16 protein-coding genes are annotated in these 20,970 nt (G+C 61.7%); 2 read left to right on the forward strand and 14 right to left on the reverse strand.

Annotated elements, in window-relative coordinates; all coding sequences use genetic code 11:
• Both NUW13_08945 and NUW13_08950 read right to left on the reverse strand, forming a co-directional pair.
• Nucleotides 1-272: hypothetical protein (locus tag NUW13_08945; protein ID MCR4439154.1), on the reverse strand; the 272-nt coding region annotated here is incomplete at its 3' end.
• 18 nt (nucleotides 273-290) lie between these two features.
• Nucleotides 291-563 (reverse strand): hypothetical protein, encoded by a 273-nt coding sequence (locus tag NUW13_08950; protein MCR4439155.1) that lies wholly within the window; start codon nucleotides 561-563, stop codon nucleotides 291-293.
• A 35-nt stretch (nucleotides 564-598) separates the two neighbouring features.
• On the opposite strand from NUW13_08950, the gene NUW13_08955 reads away from it, so the two are divergent.
• Together NUW13_08955 and NUW13_08960 are read left to right on the forward strand one after the other, a co-directional pair.
• On the forward strand, nucleotides 599-790 hold the full coding sequence (locus NUW13_08955; protein ID MCR4439156.1) for a hypothetical protein: 192 nt from the start codon (nucleotides 599-601) through the stop codon (nucleotides 788-790).
• Between the two features lie 121 nt (nucleotides 791-911).
• Nucleotides 912-2,360 (forward strand): M48 family metalloprotease, encoded by a 1,449-nt coding sequence (locus tag NUW13_08960; GenBank protein ID MCR4439157.1) that lies wholly within the window; start codon nucleotides 912-914, stop codon nucleotides 2,358-2,360.
• A 75-nt stretch (nucleotides 2,361-2,435) separates the two neighbouring features.
• Here NUW13_08960 and NUW13_08965 read toward each other — a convergent pair whose 3' ends face one another.
• The 12 genes from NUW13_08965 to NUW13_09020 all read right to left on the reverse strand — a co-directional run bounded on the left by NUW13_08965 (nucleotide 2,436) and on the right by NUW13_09020 (nucleotide 20,963).
• Entirely contained in the window at nucleotides 2,436-4,160 is a 1,725-nt protein-coding gene (locus NUW13_08965; GenBank protein MCR4439158.1) for a hypothetical protein, read from the reverse strand.
• A gap of 31 nt (nucleotides 4,161-4,191) precedes the next feature.
• A complete protein-coding gene (locus tag NUW13_08970) occupies nucleotides 4,192-4,866 on the reverse strand; it encodes a phenylalanine--tRNA ligase beta subunit-related protein (protein ID MCR4439159.1) in 675 nt (224 codons plus the stop codon).
• Between the two features lie 422 nt (nucleotides 4,867-5,288).
• Nucleotides 5,289-6,680 carry a C39 family peptidase gene (locus tag NUW13_08975; protein MCR4439160.1) on the reverse strand — a complete coding sequence of 464 codons (1,392 nt, stop codon included), beginning with the start codon at nucleotides 6,678-6,680 and terminating at the stop codon, nucleotides 5,289-5,291.
• Nucleotides 6,681-6,804: 124 nt separating this feature from the next.
• On the reverse strand, nucleotides 6,805-7,953 hold the full coding sequence (locus tag NUW13_08980; GenBank protein ID MCR4439161.1) for a glycosyltransferase: 1,149 nt from the start codon (nucleotides 7,951-7,953) through the stop codon (nucleotides 6,805-6,807).
• A complete protein-coding gene (locus NUW13_08985) occupies nucleotides 7,950-8,558 on the reverse strand; it encodes a glycerol-3-phosphate acyltransferase (protein ID MCR4439162.1) in 609 nt (202 codons plus the stop codon). Before NUW13_08985 ends, NUW13_08980 begins: the two co-directional genes overlap by 4 nt.
• A 19-nt stretch (nucleotides 8,559-8,577) precedes the next feature.
• Nucleotides 8,578-10,221, reverse strand: coding sequence for a T9SS type A sorting domain-containing protein (locus NUW13_08990; GenBank protein MCR4439163.1), 1,644 nt, complete (start codon nucleotides 10,219-10,221; stop codon nucleotides 8,578-8,580).
• Nucleotides 10,222-10,361: 140 nt separating this feature from the next.
• Nucleotides 10,362-13,346: a M14 family zinc carboxypeptidase gene (locus NUW13_08995; protein MCR4439164.1), complete on the reverse strand. Its 2,985-nt coding sequence runs from the start codon at nucleotides 13,344-13,346 to the stop codon at nucleotides 10,362-10,364.
• A 307-nt stretch (nucleotides 13,347-13,653) separates the two neighbouring features.
• The gene (locus NUW13_09000; protein ID MCR4439165.1) at nucleotides 13,654-15,384 is read right to left on the reverse strand and encodes a T9SS type A sorting domain-containing protein; all 1,731 of its coding nucleotides are present in this window, start codon (nucleotides 15,382-15,384) and stop codon (nucleotides 13,654-13,656) included.
• Between the two features lie 112 nt (nucleotides 15,385-15,496).
• Nucleotides 15,497-17,827 carry a tetratricopeptide repeat protein gene (locus NUW13_09005; GenBank protein ID MCR4439166.1) on the reverse strand — a complete coding sequence of 777 codons (2,331 nt, stop codon included), beginning with the start codon at nucleotides 17,825-17,827 and terminating at the stop codon, nucleotides 15,497-15,499.
• Nucleotides 17,817-19,136, reverse strand: coding sequence for a GWxTD domain-containing protein (locus NUW13_09010; protein MCR4439167.1), 1,320 nt, complete (start codon nucleotides 19,134-19,136; stop codon nucleotides 17,817-17,819). Before NUW13_09010 ends, NUW13_09005 begins: the two co-directional genes overlap by 11 nt.
• Nucleotide 19,137: 1 nt before the next feature.
• On the reverse strand, nucleotides 19,138-19,770 hold the full coding sequence (locus NUW13_09015) for a hypothetical protein (protein MCR4439168.1): 633 nt from the start codon (nucleotides 19,768-19,770) through the stop codon (nucleotides 19,138-19,140).
• Nucleotides 19,771-19,925: 155 nt separating this feature from the next.
• The gene (locus NUW13_09020) at nucleotides 19,926-20,963 is read right to left on the reverse strand and encodes a PorV/PorQ family protein (GenBank protein MCR4439169.1); all 1,038 of its coding nucleotides are present in this window, start codon (nucleotides 20,961-20,963) and stop codon (nucleotides 19,926-19,928) included.
• Between the last annotated feature and the right edge of the window lie 7 nt (nucleotides 20,964-20,970).

Here is a 20,970-nt window from a genome sequence, read left to right on the forward strand (position 1 = left end):
AAGCTTTCCACGACGCCGTTGCAGCGTGGGGTGGCTACCGGGATGGTGCGGTGGGTGACGCCGTAGACCTGTTCCAGCAGCTGCACAAAGGGGCTGTTCTTTTTGGCGTTGGCGGGGCCGACAAACTCGGTGCCCCAATCGCTTTGCACGGTGAGCTGGTGGAGGTTGATGCCATGGCGGCTGAGGTGTTCCAGCACCAGAGTGGCAAAGCGCATGGAGTTGGCCACCCTCAGTTCGTAGGCAAAGGCGACGAAAGTGGTGGCGGTGGTCACATCACAGATAGTGTCCTGCTACTTGGGCAGTTTCCCCAGATAGATCAGTGGCCAGAGGGTGGCGATGTCGTTGAGGTATTTGACGTCAATCTGCATGCGGTGGAAGGCCCGGAAGGTCTTCCTGAGGGTAGAAAGGTCGACCTTGTGCCGCCAGCGTTTCTGGCGGGGGACAAGCAGGTGGTAGTCATGGAGGATGCGGTTGATGGTGGTGGCCGACAGACGACGCTGGTGGCGGGTCAGCAGCAGCCAGCGCAGGGTGCGCTGTCCGGCGAAGGGGTAGCCTCGCTTCACCTCTGCCACCAAGGCTTCTACCCCAGGAGGTGTCTGTGGTCGTGTGGGCGTTGGCGGTGACGTTCCTGGGCTCATGGGTGGTGCGTGGTAGTGGATGCGCCAACGTCGTGTTGTTGGGGCAATTGTGCAACCAGATCCTCAGTCTGGCGCAATGGCAGCCATGCCACCGCACGGGGACAGAATGGCTCGAAGCTAGCCCTGATCACCTCACCGATCGCCTCACATAGGTGGGAAGGTTTTGTCTGGTCCCCACAAAACAGACTCAAAATCGCCTTGCATATTTGCCCACCGGGTGCTATATTCTGGCGCAAACCGACAGAGACCATTTACCAAATACCGGGAGGAAAGATGAGTACGCTCATGCGTCACGTTGGCCGCCTCGCGTGCACGGCAGCGGCACTGGCACTCCTATTCTCCTGTGCAGTCAACCCGGTGACCGGCAAGCGCGATTTCATGCTGCTCACCGAGGCGGATGAGATCCAACTCGGCAAACAGACCGATGCCGAGGTCATTGCCACCTACGGGGTTTTGGAAAACCCGCAGCTTCAGGCGTATGTCGGCGACCTTGGGCAGCGGCTGGCAAGGGTCAGCCACCGGCCGCAACTGCCCTACTCGTTCAAAGTGCTGGATTCGCCGGTAATCAACGCCTTCGCCGTGCCCGGCGGCTACGTCTATCTCACCCGTGGCATTCTCGCCTACCTCAACAATGAAGCCGAGTTGGCCGGGGTCATGGGGCACGAAATCGGCCACATCACCGCGCGCCACACTGCCAAGCAGTACAGCAAAGCAATGGTAGCCGGCCTGGGCCTGGAGATCGGCAAGGAGCTTTCCAAGGAGTTCCGCAAGTACGCCCCATACGTGGAGTTCGGCGTGGGCATGCTCTTCCTGAAGTTCAGCCGCGACGACGAGCGCCAGGCCGACGAGTTGGGCGTCACCTACTCCACCAAGGCGGGCTGTGACGCCTCGCACATGGCCAATTTCTTCGTCACCTTGGAGCGCTTGCAGCCCAGCTCCGCACAGGGGCTGCCCGACTGGTTCTCCACCCACCCAAATCCGCCGTCGCGCATCAAGAACATCCAGAGCTTGGCAGCGCAGTGGAAAAAGACTGTGGGCGCGGCCGACTACCAGGTGAACAGCGAAAGGTACCTGCGCAGCGTGGATGGCATCGTCTACGGGGAGGATCCCCGGCAGGGGTACGTAGCCGATGGGGTGTTCTACCATCCGACCATGCGCTTCCAGTTCCCGGTGCCGCAGAATTGGAACGTGGCCAACACGCCATCGCAAGTGCAGATGGTCTCGCCCCAGGAAGACGCGGTCATCCTCTTCATGCTGGCCAAGGAGCCCGCTCCCAAGGCGGCGGCGGACAAATTTGTGCAAGAGACAAATGCCACCGTGGTGGAGTCCACCTCGCTGCAGGTCAACGGCCTTGCCGCCCACCGCCTGGTGACCAACTTGGTTTCGGGGGAGACTGCCCTGGCGGTGCTCTCTTACTTCATCCAAAAGGGGAACACGGTGTTTGTGTTCCACGGCTACACTCTTCAGGCCGGGTTTGCGCAGTACAGGAGCCTGTTGCAGAGCACGATGTCTCAGTTCCGGGAGCTCACCGATCCGGCGCGCATCAACGTCAAGCCAGCGATCCTGCGCGTGAAGGAGGCGCCACGCCAGGCTACCTTGCGCCAGATCCTCAAGGACTTTGGCGTGGCGGATGACAAGCTCTCCGCCATGGCGATCCTCAACGGCAAGGAGTTGGAAGAAGTGCTGCCGGCCGGCACCCTGGTGAAGGTAGTGGAAAAGTAGGGAGCAAGGCCCACAAGCGAAAAACGGGCGGAGCAAGCCTGCTTCGCCCGTTTCTTTTCTCCCACCGCTTTCCCTTCACGGCGTCGTCATCCCCTGCACGCGATAGTTGAACTCATACGAGAGGGCGCGACTCCAGTCCTCGTCAAAAATGGTCTTGTAGCGCGTCCCTTCGGGGGGCCCAACCGGCTTGCCGTAGGTGAAGAACCAATTGACAATCGGGCTGCCGGTGAAGCCGAAAGCAATCCAGTACCGTCCCGGCGAGAGCAGAATGGGGTCCCCCTGGAAAGGGAAATCCACCCAGCGGTAGCCCGGACGCAAGGAGAGCTGCCCCACGGAGAGCATTTCGCTGGTGGCAATGTAAGCCCCTGGTTTGGCGTTGTCGTCCTTGTACAGCTCCACCCACAGGGTGCCGTCGCCGCCAAAGCGGTGCAGCGCCAGGCCCACGCTGCGCAGGCTGAGCGGCTTACTGAGCACGAACATTTGTGCGTATTGCGCCGCCTGCGTGGTCACGTACTCGGCCGTCTCTACAAGAAAATTCTTGCGCATCTCAAAGGCGTTCTCGCCGCCCGCCACTGCCGGCCCCCGCGCCGCCATAAAGTCCACGCCCTCCGGATAGTTGAGGTTGCCGTAGACAAATGGCACCGTGTAGCGGAGCTGCTTCATCTCCTGTTCGGGGACGACCTTCGGCGGTGGCGGTGGGGGCGGCGCCTCGTAGGGCTTGAACACTGCCAACACTTCCGGAAGAAAGAGCATGTTGCGCGGGCCGTGCGCTTCCTTCTTGGCGTTGAGCGCCACGCGGTCCTGGACAAAGTCCGCGTCGATACTCTCTTCGCACTGCGGCTGCCCTTCTGCGCCTTGTGACTGCGTCCAGCGAATCAGGCCATCCTTGATGGTCTCCTCGTTGTCCACGCCCACTTCGATGCGGATGAAGCGGTTGCTGACAAAGAGCTCGGTCTGCTGGGGGTCAAAGGGCACCCATCCCAGGTCAGGGAAAAACACCTCGATCCACGAGTGCCTACCCTGGCCCATGCGCATGGTGAGCGTGCCATCAGGCAACTTCACGTCGTACGGGCGCTTGAGGGTGACGCCATTGACGATGCGCACCGGCACCCCCACCGCGCGCAGCAGGGCCGCAGCCAGGTGCGAGTAGTTCTGGCAATTGCCCTTGCCGCTCTGGAACGAATAGAGCGCGTCGTACTGCACGGGCGGCGTTACGTACTGCATGTGGTCCACTACCCAGGAGAGAATTTTCTGCACGGCGTCAAATTCGGTTTGAGCACCGACGGTGAGCTGGCGTGCCTTGGCGGCAATGGCCGCGTCGCCGCTCTGCACCTGAGGACTCGGTTTGAGGTAGACCCCCACCTCGGCGGGCAGAGCCGTCAGAGGAAACGGAGCCTGGGTCTTCAAAGACTGCAGCGTGACCTTGGTCACTGCCACCATGGCAATGTTCGCCTCCACCAGGCCTCTGGCACCTGACCAGGTCGCCTTCACCACGCGGTTGCCGCGCGCATCGACTTCCTCCTGCCGCGAAGACGGCTCCGGTTGAAAGGTGAGCGAAAACTCGGCGACAGCCTGGTTGTACGTCGGCGAGGCGAAGCTTTCCGGCACCACAAAGCTCAGCAAGAGGAGCTTAGTGCCTGGTGCGGGCTCGACTTTTTGCGACAGCCGGTAGGCAATCTTCGACTCCTGCCCGCCGTTGAGCAGATAGTTTTCCGCGGCGCTCCGTCCCACTACGCACGCCGCGAGCAGCAGCACGACCAGTCCCTTTCGCACGGTCACCTCCATTGCCCGATGAACCACCTTCTCTCCTTCCTGAGAGGGGCTTGCAGGCTCAGCACACGATGCACGACCCGCTGAGCCGCGCCCTGCAATACTGCGCCATAGTGTGCGCAGCACAAGACATGTGTTCTGCCAGGTGCTCCGGCGAGTAGCCGCCCGGGGCGAAAATCATCATCAGCACTTCTTGGGTGTTCTCGGTTATCCTGGTGCGGGCCGAGTCTGCAGAGGGATTGCCAAACGGCCCCTCCGCATCGACTAAGACCAGCTTCCCTTGCGCGTTGACCCAGCCCTTGCCAATCCCTTCGTACCCCTCCCCTTCGAGGCCCAAGCGAGCAACGACCTCGTGGCCTTTTATCGTCGCCACGTCGTACAGCCCGATGGGCAGCAGAAAGCGCAGGCAGCAGAGGTTGCACGCATCGACCACCGTGTTGATTTGGTAGAGATCCATCCCTTTGAGCACGCGGCGCAAGAGGGCCTCTGAGGACGGCCGGTTCTTGGTGGGATCCAATCCAATCCGCCGATAGAGCGCTCGGGCCGGCTGCAGCGCGGGCAAGGCACCATCGGGGTTTTGGAAGCGCGTACGCAGCTCCTCGGCCAGCGATTGCATCTCTTGCCCCAGCTCCGCTGACCTGTTGCCGACCACGACCTCGGCCAATTGCAGCACCGCCAGGTTCACCCAGCCTGCCACCTGCGGCGCGACCACAAGCGTGACGTTCCCTCGGCTCATCTGCCCGGCCCTTGTACGCTCGGATGTTACGAAATCCTCCCGTCAAAAGCAAGCAAAATATGCGGCAGCCGTCAGGCGGCCGAAGGGCCCGAGGCGCATCTCGCGCCAATGGCAGGGAGTGGCAACGCATCAAGGCCGCAGCACTCCCGGGGGTTCTCGCTTCTGGAACAAGCTGGCGACGCACGCGTTGAGCGTGCTCGTCCTCGCCGAGCACGTGCCGCTGCAGCGAAGGCCGCCCGACGAAGGTGACGACAGGCGAGACAGCTCCTCCACCGCGAGGAGAGCACGGCCTCTGGCACGAGGACGCGTCACTCGCCAAGGGCGGTCCGGCAGGAACTCTCGGGCGGCAGTGGCTGCGCGGCGAGGGGTTTGTACCCCCACGGCCGATGGGCAACTGCCTCCGCAGCAGGCGCGAGGGCGCGCTATCTGATGAGCACACAGCGACCGGTGGCCACCTGCCGTGCTCCGGCCACTCGCAGGAAGTACACGCCAGGACCCACGTCTTGGTCAGGTTGCCAGCGCACGGCATGCAAGCCGGCGGCGTACTCCTGGGAGGCAAGCTGCTGCACGAGCTGGCCCACGGCATTGTACACGGAGACGGACACCACCTCCGGCGCCGGCAAGTCAAACATGAGCGTCACGCCGCTCCTGTCCCTGCTCAGGGGGAAGGGGTTCGGGTAGGCAGGATAGAACACAAAGCTTGCTGGCGCGCCGCTTGCGCCCTGCTCGCATGCCAAGACAGCAGTCGAGGGCACGTCGATGCCGGAAAAGACGTAGGCGACACCGCCTTTCTCGAACCATGACTTGGACAGGTCGGCCTTGTTGAACACGTGCGCATAGCCGTCAGAGCTGCGTGCCGGGTCGTGCACGATGGGGTCTCCGCTGGCGGTAAAGCCCGCCACCATCATCAGGTGTCCGCTGTACAGGGGCGGTCCCACCGACATGCCGATGCGCCCGCCTTTGGCCAGCACGTCGTAGGCCTGGCTCCAGGAGCGGATGCGCGCCACTGTGCCCCGCAGGCCGTGCTCTGCGGCATTCTGCACCACGCGCGGCCAGACGCCAAAGATTCCCCAGTAGGGGTCGTACGTATCCAGGGCGAATGGGAGGGGATCAACAGAAATCCCATAGCTCAGCAGGATCATGGCCACAGTCGTCGGCGAACAGATTCTGCCGCCAAATTCGCTGGAAATCTTGTACTGCGCCAGGAAGGTGGTGGGAATGAAGATCGCCGGGGGCCGGTCCGCAAGGGCAGCGCTCAGGTCAAACTCGGCCGTCGTGCGACTGTCGCTCGCCACAAATGACAGCAGCCGCACCGTGGGAGAAGGCACGCTTGCAGCCAGGCGCTTCATCTCGATCTTGAACTGCCAGCTCGTGGCATAGAAGGAGAGCTCCACGGTGTCGATGTCAATCCGCCCACCGGCGAAGGTCGTCGGCTTGGTGCCCGGCCAGAGGTTGGCCTTCCAGTAGCCGACTTCCAACCAAGGCGACCACCCAGTCCCGTAGGGCACGCGGATGAGCACGCGGAAGCCGCCGCTGTCGCCAGGCGCCGAGCCATTCCATGAGGGGAGGCCGATGTCGAACGGGAAGGGTGCGCTCTGCACCTGCAAGATGATGCTTCCGCTCAAGGAGCCATCGGCTAACTGGATCGCTCGCCCGTCCGGGCTGCGCACAATGTTCACGATGCTGGTCGCCCCGGCCAAGAGTGAGTCGGCCCCTTCCAGAACAAACTGCTGGTCCGGGTACGACGCAAGTGCCCCTGGTGCGCTCAGCCCAAGCAGAGCAGCAAGAAACAGCATCCCTTTGCGACTTCTCAAAAAGCCACCTCCACGATTCCGTCTTTCCATGTGCGACACCTGAAGTTCGATTTCTCATGTCAACTGCTGGGCGGGAACCCAGCATAAGCACTCGCCTGCTGCGCCGCCACTCGTACCACCCTGCTCACAGCAGCCGCACCTTTCTTCGCACCAGCGTCCGGTCTTTCCAGGTCGCCTTGCCGGCCAGAGCACGGACTATGGCTTCCAGGCCGATCAATACCGAGGCAGTAATGACCACGGGGTAAAGACAGCACAGCCGCTTGGGCATGCCGGTGGCCGTTGCGACCAGGAGCCACAGGAGGCAGTTCAGGCCGACAGTCACAAGTGCGGCAACGCTGGAGCCGGGGAGACTCGTCCTCATCATGCCGGAGAGGACGGTGACCAGCGGGTGCCACGCGATGAGCATCAGCCATGACCAGACGAAGAGCGCCACCAGCAGGCGGTAGTTGAACAGAGCGAAGTAGTTCTTGGCGAACCCTCGTCTCGCCTCGCACCAGCCGCGGTACATGCGAGCGGTGACGAGGTCGGTGGCGTTGACCAGCCGCCATCGTAGGCCGGCTTTCTTGATGTGCCTTGCCAGTTCCATGTCCTCGGTGGCGTGGTCGCGGACGGCGGCGTGTCCGCCCACCTGCTCGTATGCCTCACGCCGCATGAGCAAGAACTTGCCATTGGCCGCCACCAAGGCGCGGTTCTTGCGCAGCCAATAGGCAAGGGGCACCGGCAGCAGGGTGAGGATGCTCCAGGCCGGAAACGGGACGGTGACGAGCTCTCCTACGCTGCCTATCTCCAGGCCGGTGATGGCCGTAAGCAAGTCTGCCTTTGTGCTCTGCAAGGCGGCCACTGCCCGAGCGAGGGTTTCGGGCTGATGCCGCGTATCGGCGTCGGTGAAAAAGAGGAGCTCGCCGGTAGCAGTTGCCGCAAGCTGGTGACAGGCCCACGGCTTGCCATTCCACCCCTCCGGCAAGGGCTGACCGTGCACCAGGCGGACGGGCGTCCCCCCTGTGTCGCGCACCACCGCCGCTGTGCCATCTGCAGAGTCATCGTCCAAGACGAGCACCTCAAAATCCGGGTAGGATTGCGCGACCAGCGACGAGACGCATGCAGCAATGCTCCCCTGCTCGTTACGCGCCGGAACCAGAATAGATACGCGCGGCTGCGGGGAAGAGGGCCGAAACCTGGAGAGAAGGGGCACTGCCCGCAGATTCAGTGCAGCGATAGCAAGCTGCACTGCCACAAAGAGCAGAATGCGCCACGAGTCGACGATCGGACTCACACCCTGCTCCTGTGCGCGCACAATTCCCGCCGGTGGGTGAAGATGAGCAGGGCAAGATTCAGCGTGGCAGTCCCCAACAGAGGCCCGGCACCGAAGCGCACAGCAACGAACAGCGTCACGCCGGCCATGGCCGAAGCCACCACCCAGGCGTCCGGCAGACGGAGCAGGAACTTGGCCACTGCGCATGCACCGCCGAGAATGCAGGGGACCTGCCAGGCGGTGAGCCCTGCCCACACGCCGAAAGTAACGGCGATCCCCTTGCCGCCGCGACCTGCCAGCCACGGCGAGAAGATGTGGCCCAGCACCGGCGCCATGGCGATGAGCGGCAGAAACCATCCCCAAGGCGAGGCCTCAGGCGCTGACAGCGGCCAGGTAGCCAAGGCCACGGGGAGTGCGCCTTTGAGAAAGTCCAAGAGGCCTCCTGCCAGCCCGATGGCCAGGCCTGCCGCCTTGATGGCGTTGGCCGCTCCGGGGTTGCCGTCGCCGACCTTGCGCACATCCTGGCCCCCCAGCCGCCCCAACCAGTAGGAGAACATGAGCGAGCCGCTGAGGAAGCCTGCGGCGAGCCAGAAGGCGGTTGTCCCTGGAGTCGGTTGGCCGTGCATGGTGTTCACCTCCTCCTTTTCAGCGCACCAGGACGCACCGGCGCGTCTGCTGCCGGTGGGAGGTGCGGGCCTGCACAAAATAGACTCCACTGGGCAGTGGCCTGCCTGCATGGTCCCGTCCGTCCCAGGTCAGAAGATGCTTGCCTGAGAGCACCTGTCCATCGCAGAGCACGGCAACCTGTTCCCCTCTCGCGTTGTACACCGCCACCCAGGCCTGCTTCGGCTCGGGCAGGTGAAGCACTAGAGAGGCCGAGGTGTTGCAGGGATTCGGGTAGGGCTGGCTAAGGACACAGGTAGGCGCACCCGAGCTAACTTGTGGAGCGGGCACGCTGGTTATGTAGGCGTCGTAAGCCTGGCGGAGAACAGCGAGCGCCCGTCTCGCCAAGTCCGCCTCAGCCTGCAGCATGACCTGCGGCGGCACGGGATTGGCACGCCACAGCACCATGAGACTTTCGGCCCTAGCGAAAATAGCATCCTCTGCGGGGAAGAGCGTGTACCAAAATCCGCCTCCCTTGCCATCCCGAAGTTTGTAGGAGTCGATGTAGTTGCTGTTCTCCGCATAGTCGAACAGGAGACTCTTGATGGCCAGGGCGGCATCACACAAGGGGGCGGTCACTTCGCCATTGGCGGCGGCAGGCGTGTTACCCACCGGCCAATAGGGCACAGCAACCGCACCGGCCGGCTGACCCAGCATGGCCCACATCGTGCTCAGACGCGCCGGCTCGCCCGGCCGCACACCCTGGATGACGGCCGCCGATACCGAAGTGGAGCGGCAGATGCTGAGGTAGCAGTAGATATAGCCAAACGGTCTGTTGCTCTGCCAGCGTGCAGGGAAGGGTACTGGCACGGGATTGCTGTTGGCGTCAGAAAAGTCACGCATTTGCGTACGAAGGATGCTGCGATAGCCAAGCGTGTCCCCGGCCCAAAAATCCGCAATCAGCTTAGTGGTTCGCCGGTAGCGCTCAATGCCACTGCTACCACCACCGTGGAGGGCAAAGTTGGTGCGCAACACATAACCCTGAGAGGCGACTGAAGAGTCGTTGGCGTCGTACTTCCAGTACTGCGTGCCGGCGGTCTCAAAAATGGCCGCAGCCCCGGTGCTGTCAATGACGGCAAAGTTTGCCTGGGTGGTGCGCCCGGTAAGGTTGGTGCGGTCAAGAAGGGCCTGGAACTCTGCCACCGACGCGCAACTGCCTAATGCGTCCTTCATCAGGGTAGCATTGCTGGGACCGGTGGCAGCGGTTGGAAGGTCGCTCGACAGAGAGTTGAGGATGGCAAAGCCCCTCTCGTTCACGCCCATCCACGGAGTGGTGGAGCCAGCGCTCACCACGGCCACGAAGCGGTACAAAGAGCCGGTAACCCACACCACTTCGTTGTTCACCTGGCCGGCGTCTCGGGTCTTCCACACCATGGGGCGCCCGTCAGCAGTAGCCCGGGCAGAGGCCACGCCGATGGTGCACTCCTCCAGCTGATGTTCAGGCAACTCCTCCCATGGCCCTTCAGCTGGGGCCATCGCCATGACCCCTGCCAGCACTATGCCCACCACGATGGTGATGCGCATCCTCATCCTCACCACCACACCTGACCACGGGCTTGTCCTGCCCATTGACAGGTCCCGTGCGTCTGTTGCCGCGTCGCAAGCAGCAAGATGTCGTGAGTCCATTGTGGCGCAGGGCCTCCTCTGCGATGCCGCGGAACTCCAGGTGCCGGCATCTTCGCCCTCAGGTGCTCAGGCTTGACAAGCTCCACCCTGGCTGGACCGCGCCTTCGCCACCTGGCTGACCTGCACCGGGAATCGGCTGATCACCGCACTATCGTCACCTTCCGCATGAAACGCGCAAGTTCCTGGCCTTGTTGGTCGTGAACCTCCAACAGGATGAAGTATACCCCGCTGGCTAGTTCCCTTCCACGTCCATCCTTGCCATCCCAACGCACGGCTCCGCGGCCTGAAGGCTGCCTGCCTTGCAGGAGGGTACACACCTCCTGCCCGAGCAGGTTCACCACCGTCATCTTCACCACTGCAGGCCGCGGCAACGAATAGGCGATTTCGGTTTGGCCATTGAAAGGATTGGGGTAACACGGATAGAGGCGGTAGGAGTCAGGAGCTTCCTGACCGCCACTTACTGTAAGCGATGTTGCCAACCCATCTTTGACCAAGACATCATCGATGTTCCAACCGCCCGCCACGAGGTTGTCGCCGTTGGATGTGAGTCCAAAAGAGACCACCACCTGGGGATTGCCGTCCGCAATGGCCGAAATGTCCACAAGCTGGACCGTCCAGCTGCGGTCAAAGAGCCCTTCTGGAGGACTTGTCCAGACCACCTGGTCATTCACCAAGACGGTAGCAACGTCCCCGGCGCGCACATTGAGCCATCGCATGAAACGTAGCCCCACCTTCTGGTAGCGGCTGCAGTCGATCGTTGGGGAGTTCAGGTAGCAGTTGACATTGGCTTGGTAGGATCCGTCCCAACCTTCGCCTCCCAAGTCGTTGCCCCAGCAATATTGACCCGAGTAGGCTGAGCGGGGGTCTTGCCCGCTCGCCTTTCCTTGGGGAGTTCCCCACTGCCAGTCGTCCTGCAGATTGGATGGGTTGCCCCGCACCTCATGCCACCAGCGGCTGTCGGCCACCTCCAAGTCGTCGAAAAAACCTGCTACACAGGCGTAGCGGAAGGACTCTATGGCCGTGTACTTTTCTGCGCTAACCAACGTCAGGCGGAAGTGGGCCACATGCGCCGCTGGCGCCGCAGCTGGCAGCTCAGCCCTAAACAGAAAGACCCCCTCTTGGCCGGGCTCAATGGCCTCTACCGTATCCATGGCAACGGGCAATCTCACCCACTCACTCGCACATGTAAGGGTGCCGCGTACCTGGGTGGCGGTCATGCCGCCGTGGTTTGCTACCACTACTTTGAGAGCAACCTCCTCCCCTGGTTCCAGTGCGCCATTGTCGTTGGCCAGACTGTCCGCCACCACCACGCGCGCGTAGTGAAGCAAGGGAGCCTGGATCTCCAGGGAAAAGTCGAGGTCAAGGCTCAATCCGCCCGCGCCTCTGATCTGAAGCTGCAGGGGGAGCTGAAAGCCATGGGGGGTGCGGTAGAACACCCGCAGCACAAAACTCTCCTCCGGCGAAACGGTAGAATCCACGGGGAGGACTCCGTACGAGACTGTCCCCTTGAGCACCGTACCGTTGGCATGTCGGGCCACCAGGGTCGCGGTGAGATTCTCCGCCGGGCTCCTGCCCGCATTGCGCAGGGGGATGCGCAATTCGATGGTCTCTCCCGCCTCAACCCTCCCGTTGCCGTTGCCTGCGCTCGCCCCTAAGCTATCGTCGTCCACTACTATTGCGCTGATGCTAGGCAGAGCAGCGGGCGGCAGCGCGATGTCCAGCAAGCTCCACCCGTCGCTGGCCACCGTCACGTGCTCGGTGACGGGCAGGAACCCGGGGGCCCAAGCGCGAAGGGTGTAGACACCCGGTGCGGCAAAACGGTGGAAGCGGCCGTAGCGCGCCTCAGCCCTACGGGGTGTCATCCCTGGGCGGTCGTACTCAAGGATGCTGACCTCTGCGGCCACAGGCGCGCCCGTCTCTGCATCCCGTACGTGTCCGTACACGCCCGGACCAGCTACCGTTTTCTCCAGCAGGTACAATGCCCCGGCCAAGTTGTCTGCAGCCACCCGGCGCGCCACCGGCCCGGGGGGAATAAACTCCGTCCCAGTTTCGATGAGAAGCTCGTAGACCCCTGCCACCGCAAATGCCCACGGGTAGCTCTGGTTGGTGGCATTTGTGCGTCCCCCCGGCTCGTAAAAACCTCCCCCCAGGCGGGGGATGCGATTGGCGACTGCCGCGGCAAACGCGTCCAACAAGGGCGTCTCCGGTATGGTGGAGCCGTATACACCACGCGCATAGTAGATTTCTTCAGCGTAGCTATGGTAGGAGATGGAGCAGAGGAAGCGCTCCCGCAAGACCAGATCGCGCTTGGCTTGCGTCTCCGCTTCCGAGAAAGGGGCCGGACCTCGGTACGTCCAGCTCGTCATGTCACCAGAACCACCCTCTGACCAGCGGTAGTCGTAGTTGCGATTTAGATCTACGCCGTCGAAGGTGACGTCAAAACGGCCATTGCCGTTATTGTCCCGCTGGTTCTTTCGCCACCAGGGGCTACCCAGATCGTTATCCACGATGTACTTGTAGCCCTCAGGATTCAGAATGGGGACAACCCAGATTTCCAGCTCGTTGACCGCCGTGGTAACGAGGGGATCCTTGCCATAGTTTTCCAACAGATGCCGGACAAGAAGCAAACAGCACTCCATGCCCAACGGCTCGCGGGCATGGTGCATACCATCATAGAGGACGGTGAACTCGTCTTCATCGAGCGCGGCATTATCGGAGATTTTTGTGGCGTAGATAGGGATGTGCAATTGCTGGCTGGCACCTATTTGATGCACGGCCGTAATCTCTGGGTACTCTCGGTGCAGAGAGTCCAGATAAGCTACCATGTGTTCGTAGGTGTGGTAGGCTGGGTCGAACAGGCGCGCACGATCAATGGTTGGCAGCAGTTGGTAGGTGAAACCCCTTTCCTTGAGGATCCCCAGTTGTTGCTCATCCACCACCAGGTCCACATAGTCCTTGAGACCTTGGTAGGCAAAGTCCAGGTCCAGGTCCTGCAAGCGCTGAAGGGATGCCCGCTCCGGGATCGGCACCCTCACCAGCAACCTTTGGCTTTGCCCGGCTATGCATGCGCCCGCAACCATGAGGGTCGCAGCGATGAGGGACAGCCGATGACTCGTACGCTTCATCTTACGCCTCCTCAGTCCTGTGCCAATGTACGAAAGTTTGCGCAACTGCGCAAGCCCCTATTTGCCCTTGCCAAGCCGGCATGTCACCCCCATTGGCCTGGCTCTGTTGCAGCTCCAAAGGCGCAGGGTACAGATGCCGTGCCACTCGGGAGCCATTCCGCTGCCGTGGCAAAAAAACAGGCAAGGACGCAGCCCTCACGTTGCGTACGGGCCACATCCTTGCCTGACCTCGGCCCCGCGAGTGACATACAGCGGGCAGCCCCCGGCTGGGCCAGCAGAAGCTCCTGCGGTCACCTCCTGCTGGCTGCTACCGCACAAGAGTCATCTTGCGCGTGGCTACAAAGTCGCCAGCACGCAGGGTGCAGAAGTAGACGCCGGAAGGCAACCCACGGGCATCCCACACTACACCCTTCATCCCGGCAGGCTCGACCCGGTCGACGAGTCTGGCAACCTCTTGGCCCCTCTCGTTGTGGACGGTGAGAGTGACGTGCGCTTGCTCCTTAAGGTCAAACCTGATCGAGGTAGTCGGGTTGAAAGGATTGGGGAAGTTCTGGTATAGGGCAAAAGACTTCGGTACTTCACTACGCGGCAGGCTGACGGCGCTGCGCGCCTTGACCTCGGAGGTGGGCGCACCCACATAGTACAGCGAGTCCACTCCGCCGACGTACTCGCGGAAAATGATGTGCAACTTGTCGCTGGCGTTCTTGGCCATGCCGTTGGGGTGGCCGCGGCCGCTCCAGTTCTCCACCACCGCCACCGGCCCGTTCCAAGTGCTGCCCTGGTCACCGGAGACCATGACGAACATCTTGTACTTGTACTTGTACTGGTCGCCGGCAGCGCCTGTGGTGTCAACAACATCGACGTAGGAGTAGTATAAGGTCCCGTCCGGGCCAAGGGCGGCATTGTTCATCGGCCACGCCGAGTTCTTCGGGTTGAGCGCTACGATACCCTCCGGGATGACCTGCGGGTACACGAAGCGGCTAATGTTCCACACCGAGCCGTCGTAGCGAAAATCCCAGGCACACACCTGTTCTGGGGTCCCCTCAGAGGTGTCGGCGCCGATAGCAAAGACGTGAAAGTTACCTGCCCCATCTAAGAGAGAGGTAATGTTCCGCCCTAGACGGCCGTTGCCAAAGTCCAGAAAGTCGGCGCCTGGAATAAGAGCCGGCGACGACCAGGTAGCGCCTCCATCGGTGGAGGTGGAGTAGATCACACGCCACAGGTCGTCATCCGAATAATACTGCCCAAGTCCCGCCGCATATGCCTTGTTGTTGGCGCCCAATTCCACCAAAGTGGAAGAAGTGGACAGGTCGATGACGTAGTTTGGCTTGCCCACGTCTGCAGGCACCGCCGAAGCCCATCGGATGGGCGGACTCCAGGTGGCGCCGCCGTCCTCGGAGCGATAGACCAACAAGTACTCACCGGGCGCCTGAGGCGCCGAAGTGGTCCCGGGATGGTGATAGGCTCCCACCAACCACAGCTGCGGGTTATCAGGCGCTATCGCGATGCTGTAATAACGCATATCCAGGATGTCCTCTGCAGAAGCAGTCTGATCGATGAAGCTATTTGCCCATCCCCCCATGTTCCAGCCGAGCAAGTCCATGGCCAGCGTCGGTTGGCCCTTCATGAGCGTCGTGTTGGCCGTGGAAACATTGCGGTAGACGATGATCGGGGTTGAGGCGTTCCCTTTCAAAGTGGGGTAGTAGGCATTCATCACCGCACCCACACCCAGATTGATGCTCTCATGGAGGGTCCACGTCTGGCCACCATCGGTGGAAATAGCCGCGGTGATCCTCCGGGGGTCTGGATCGGATGAGCCGTAGGCCCAGTACCATGTCGCGATTAAGTTTCCGGTTGACGGCTCATAGTAGATGACCTCGTTGCCTCCGCGATAGCAGGAGTTGAAACTCGGCCCCCCGGACGGGCTGGTGGCAACCAGCACGGGCGTCACGCCAGAGATAGGACACCTCTGCCCCCAGCTCACGCCTGCCCCTACCAACAGGAGCACCGCCGTAAGGAGAATCGTCGCTTTGCGCATGTTGTCCTCCACAATATCGTGAGACACAGCTCCGTTGCACGCACCACGCACCCTTCCTGAGGAGAGAATCCTGTTACACACTCCTTCTGCCGCTCTCTCACCTCCTTTCTGGCTAAGGAGTTGGATGGCTGCCCTGGCCCCCCTGAACCCCCCTGTGCCCTTCTGTCCTCAGCAACTCGAGGAAAGCAGGGTCGACATCGTAGTGGACTTGCTGCGCCGCCCTGACATGATCCCAGGCGCGCCGCAGATCGCCCATGGTATAGTAGGCCACGGCAAGATTGTTGTGGGCTTTGCCCAGGCGCGGGTTGAGGCGCAAGGCGGTCTGCAGGGCGCTCACGGCATGGGGTAAGTCCTGCATCTGATAGAAGCATACTCCCAGGCTGCAGTGCGCATCCGCATACAAGGGGTCACAGGCGATGGCGCGTCGGAATGCTTCCATGGCCTGCTGCAGTCTTCCCTCCTCTAAGTAGATGAGCCCCAAGTTGTAATATGCTTCCGCATAGCCAGGGTTTTTCTGCAGCGCCTTCTGGAGCTGAACCACTGCTTGCTCCCGATACCCTTGGTGGTGATAGACCACACCCAAGCCCGAGTACGCGTCCGCGTACTCACCGTTAAGGGCAATCGCCTTGCGGAAGGCGGCAATAGCGGCCCTATTGTCGCCACGCAAATAGGCCAGCCGTCCGAGGTTCGCCTGCGCCACATAGTCCTGGGGGGCCAGGCTCAAGGCCTTGAGGTACTGGGCGCGCGCCCCCTCGGCATCGCCGCTCTGCTCTAACGCCATGCCAAGATTGGTGTAGGCGTTGGCAAAGGAGGGACTCAGTTCGATGCAGCGACGGAACTCCCTCGTCGCCTCTGCCACCTCTCCACGGCGCAGCATGCTATTGCCCATCATGTAGTGAAATTCGGCGTGGCCCTGGAGCTGTTGCTGGTGGCGGCGCAGGAGCGCCAACTTTTCCTCCTCTTTGCCGGCCCAGCCGAGGACTTTGGCCAGGTTGAGCGTGCCTTCCAGGTAGTAGTCAGGGGGCAGCGCGTGCATCACCCGTTCATAGGCAGCCAGGCGCTCATGGTCGGTCACTGCCCTGGCGGCGGGCACCCACCCCAGGCGTTGCATCTGCTGGACCAGCAGCTCGGCGATAAGCTGATGGCCGCGCACCGTCGGATGCACGTGGTCCAGCAACAAAGAAGAGTCCATCACCCCCTGGGGCGAACGGCGTGCAAACTCCTCCTCCACATCGACCAGTGCGAGCCCATAGCGGGAGGCTACATCCCGGATGATCCGGTTAATCTCCCCAGGTGCTCGCAGCGGGCAGACATCCAACTCCCTGGCCAGCAGTAAATACTGCTTGGCCAGGTCAAAGTGCCCCAGCCTGTGCAGACAGCAACCAATGCGGTAGGCCAATTCCGCGTACTGATCATCGAGCTGGTAGCATTGTTGGTAGGCAGCCAGTGCCTGTTCGTACCCCCCGCGAGCCCCGGCAATGATGCCAGCGCGAAAGTGTTCATCCCACCACTCCTGTTGTTCTTGGCTCCACGGCTCGCGGTGTTCAGATTTGAAAGGGGAAAAGTCTTTGAGGTTTGTGGGCAGCGTTGCCAGCAGCATCTTGACGTGATGCTGGCGGGCGAGCGCCACCATGCGCTCCAGGTTGTAACGATAGTGGGCATAAGTTTGCTCGCGCTGCAGAGTCTGCCGCGAGTAGCGCTCCAGGCCGGCACTGGCATCAAGGATGGCACTGACCTCATCCTTCAGCGGGGGCTTCTCCTCCCCTTGGCCGAGGACTCTCCTTTGCACGGCCGTAACTACGGGGCGCAAGGCAGCATAGAGGGCTGACCTGTCCATGAGCAGCCTCGCTTTCCGCACCACGGGAGGCTGGCGTAGGAGTGCATCATAGGTGCGCGCCTCCAGAAACTCGTTGTGGCCGCAGTATAGCACGAACACGTCCGGCTCGTAGCGCAATGCCTCCTCTACCAGGTGGGCAACGCGATAGCTGGCGTAGGAGATGCCACCGGCGTTGATGACTTCGTAGCGGTGATCGGGATCCTGTAGCTGGAGGTTGATCGCAAGCCATCTGGGAAAAGCGGTCTCGCCTCTGTAAGGGCGACCGTAGGTGGTTGAGCCACCGAAGCAAAAGATGCGGACCGTGCCGGGGGCTTTCTTTGCGGAGAATTCCTGATGATTGAAGAAGGGCAGCTTGTTGGGGGCGGTGGCCATCATCAGCCGCCCGTCCCCTGCTTTGCTCTCGACCCATAACGGATAAACCCTTTCAAAGCCGACAAAAGGGTCGAGGCGCCTGGCTCGGTTGCCCATACCTGCCAGGCGGAGTACTCCTTCGGCAAGCCCCAGGAGGAACAGCCCGGACACCATGAGGGCCAGCCTCTGCCGCCAGGTCGTCGGAGGCTTAGCCTCGCCGCGTGTCCCGTGCCCTTTGTCCTGCTCAGCGGGCAATCCTTATCTCCTCGCGCCAGTCAGGATTGTAAATCTCCAACCGCTCCCCACTCTTGAGCGTACAGTGCACGAGACGATGGTTGCCGTAAACGCCATAGTCACAGAAGACAAACTCCACTCGCCCCTGGCTCTTGAGGTTCTCGTAGATCCAGATCTCGTAGGCGCGCGTATCGACGCTGGCCGGCTCCCGCTCTATTTCGTCCGGGGGCCCATACATGATGTAGACCCGCCCGCGGTCGGACTGCCAACCCGGAGTGGTCGGCGAGCCGAACAACCGGTTCGCAGCGTCAAAGCGGCGCAGATGTTCCGACCGGAACTGGGGCGAAAAGGCCGCCCAAAAGGAGGCGACGTACCTGGCCTTGCCCTGCGCATCCAGCTGGTCAAACAGGCGCAGCTCCTGGTCGCTCACCAAGTAGGTAAGTTGGGCACGGGCCTGGGCTGCTTGCTGCTCGTCCAGCTGGCTAGGCGAGCTGACCACGGCGGGATTGCTGAACCAAAAAGGGGTCTCCCGTTGCACAGTGGCGCCGCTGGTGCTATCGGTCACGGCCAGCCGCAGCAGATACCGCCCAGAGGCCACCCCTAAGAGGTTGATCTTTTCCGCCCACACCGCGGTGGGGGCGCGCGGCCGCATGCTCCTCTGCCCCGAGTGCACGGGGTTGCCTTGGCCGTCTACAACCGACCACTGGCGCAGGCAGCTCTGCCCCGCCACCAGATTGTACAGTTCGCAGTAGAAATACAAGAAAGGCGAGTCGATGCCATAGATGCGCGTAGGGTTGGGAAGGACTTGAAAACCACTTTTCACGAACCGATTGTCAGCAGCTGCACGCTCGATGGAGCCTGCCAACTCCACCTCGCTCATCTGCAGACCAGAGTCAGCAAAGGTGGGCACCTGCACCCAGGTCTGCAGTGAGCCACGCATGCCCGAATTCAGGTCCTCTACCTCGACGTCCAAGAGGAGCGAATCCTCATGCACCACGAAGCCGACCACCTCCAGGGATGTCTGTCGTTGGCTGTCCTGCAGCGAGTCAGCGCGCACCACGCTCTGCCAGGTGCGTTCCCCAACAGCCTGCCCAGCGCGAGTCAGGAGGCGCGCCCGCACGGAGTAGCCGGCCAACCACCCCCCCTCGGTGGCGCTGAAGCGCAGCCGCCCATGAGGAATGCCCAGATACACCTCCTGGTAGGTCGCACCTGCGCTGCGCAGCTCTTTGAAGGCCGCCCAGTCGCAATTGAAACGAAGCGCCCCTTGCTGGGCAGCGGGTGCAACTGCCCAACCTACCACCGCAAAAGCCAGCGCCCACAAACCTACCACGCTACCGCACCCTCGCCAGCTCTGCTTCCAGGAATGGTCGCCACCCCGTGTGCGGGAACTTCTCCAGGAAGTATTGGAAGATGGGCGGCCGTTCAATCTCCTGCCCATTGGAAGCCGTGAAAGCGGAAATCCTATCGTAGGCACCGTGGCGGATCTCCCGATTGGAGAACAAGGTGAAATAGTTATGCTTCAGGTTCACGATCCTATTCTCGGGGCCAATGTCGAAAAAGGTACCGCTAAAGGCCACGGTCTCCGTCGGCTGTATCTCATAGTTGCTCACTGTGCTGCGGAATTCGTTGGCAATGGTGAGGAACGCCACACCAGGCATGTTCACTCGCAAACCTTTGAGCGCGTACTTGCCGTCCGGCACGTTAGGAATGAAGAAGTAACCGTTCTCATCAGCCACCACCCATTTGCCGAACAACTTCTCCTTGCCGTCCTCCTGGGAGTACCCAATGACGGCCACCTCCACGTTGGCAAAGTAGACGTCGTTCCTGTTCTGGTAGCCACTGTTTTCGAAAATCACAGAGCCGATGAGGAGGTGTTTCCCCTCCACCGGTTCCTGGAGGGAAGCCATGCCTCCTGCGCATGCTACCAGCAACGCCAACCCAAACACCAATGCCGCTCTTACCATGCGCCGCATAGTCTCTTCCTGCCAAAGTGTGATTGTTCCGCTAACGGCGGCAACCGGGTCTTGTTCTCTTTCTTCCTTGGTTGCTTGTCTTGCGGGCACGCCGTCAGACGCTGTGGGGTGGCCAAGAGAGGAAGCCGCCGTTGGCCACCGGGCCATCAGAAGCCGATCTCTACCGAGGTGACATGGATGCTGTCCAGGTCGCCATAGTCGGCAAGGGCATAGTCGAAGCGTACGTTCATGCCCGACACCGGCAGGCGCAATCCGCCACCGAACGAAAAAGTGGCCAGGTCGTACTTCTGCTTGTAACCCGCGCGCAGGGCCAGGATGTTGCGCCACTCGTATTCGAGGCCGTACTTGGCGCGCATTGGGTTGTCGAACGCGTCGTTCACCTCGAACACCCACGTGAGGCGATTGGCAGAGCTCTTGACCACGAAGGCCTTCGATCCCACCAGATCCAGCGCGACACCCATTTGGAAACTGACCGGCATAGGGTAGTCATCTACCATGAACTTGGCATCCAGGTTACGGTTGCCGACGCCGGGTTGATCTGGGCGCGGCTCATAGGAGAAGGTCTGGAGCGGGCCTTCATCCATGGCCATGTTCGGGCCGAAATTGGTGATGCTCATGCCCACGCGTAGGCCGCTGAGCCCTGGGCTGAATAACAGCCCCAGATCCCCACAGTAGCCATCGGCCTTCTCTTGCCAGATCTGCTCGTGCACGTAGCGCCCGGTCACACCAAAGGTGACGCGGTCGGTGAGCATGCGAGAGTAACTCAGACTGACGGCCATGTTGTAGCTGGAGAAGAAAAGGCCGGTACCGTCAGGGCTTTCCACGGTGGTCTTCTCGATCTTACCCAAATCCACATAGTCAAGGGCGACGCCGAAGACGTTGTTGCCACCCGTGGGAATCACCACCCCCACGAACTGGTGCGAGATATCCGCATAGAGGTTGACGTTGTGATAGGTGACGGTCAGACGGTCGAAGAACGACAGCCCGGCCGGGTTCCACTTCAGGGCCGAGGCATCGTTGGCCAGGGCAGTGAAGGCGCCCGCCAGGGCCACTGCCCGCGCCCCCACCTCGAGGTTGAGGAAGTTGGCCGCCGTGGTACCCACCTTGTGCACCTCTCCCTGGGCAAAGACTGGCGCCGGAGCGACAATCGTCGCTGCAAGTAGGAGAACAATCGTCTTTCTCATATCCTCG

The organism is candidate division KSB1 bacterium, from assembly GCA_024655945.1.
In the GTDB taxonomy this organism is placed as follows: Bacteria; Zhuqueibacterota; Zhuqueibacteria; order JANLFK01; family Oleimicrobiaceae; genus Oleimicrobium.

Excerpts from the sequence above, each read along its gene's own strand:
- NUW13_08960 (MCR4439157.1), top strand. The coding sequence starts at position 912 with ATGAGTACGCTCATGCGTCACGTTGGCCGCCTCGCGTGCACGGCAGCG.
- NUW13_08970 (MCR4439159.1), bottom strand. The coding sequence starts at position 4,866 with ATGAGCCGAGGGAACGTCACGCTTGTGGTCGCGCCGCAGGTGGCAGGC.
- NUW13_08985 (MCR4439162.1), bottom strand. The coding sequence starts at position 8,558 with ATGCACGGCCAACCGACTCCAGGGACAACCGCCTTCTGGCTCGCCGCA.
- NUW13_08990 (MCR4439163.1), bottom strand. The coding sequence starts at position 10,221 with ATGGACTCACGACATCTTGCTGCTTGCGACGCGGCAACAGACGCACGG.
- NUW13_08995 (MCR4439164.1), bottom strand. The coding sequence starts at position 13,346 with ATGAAGCGTACGAGTCATCGGCTGTCCCTCATCGCTGCGACCCTCATG.
- NUW13_09000 (MCR4439165.1), bottom strand. The coding sequence starts at position 15,384 with ATGCGCAAAGCGACGATTCTCCTTACGGCGGTGCTCCTGTTGGTAGGG.
- NUW13_09015 (MCR4439168.1), bottom strand. The coding sequence starts at position 19,770 with ATGGTAAGAGCGGCATTGGTGTTTGGGTTGGCGTTGCTGGTAGCATGC.
- NUW13_09020 (MCR4439169.1), bottom strand. The coding sequence starts at position 20,963 with ATGAGAAAGACGATTGTTCTCCTACTTGCAGCGACGATTGTCGCTCCG.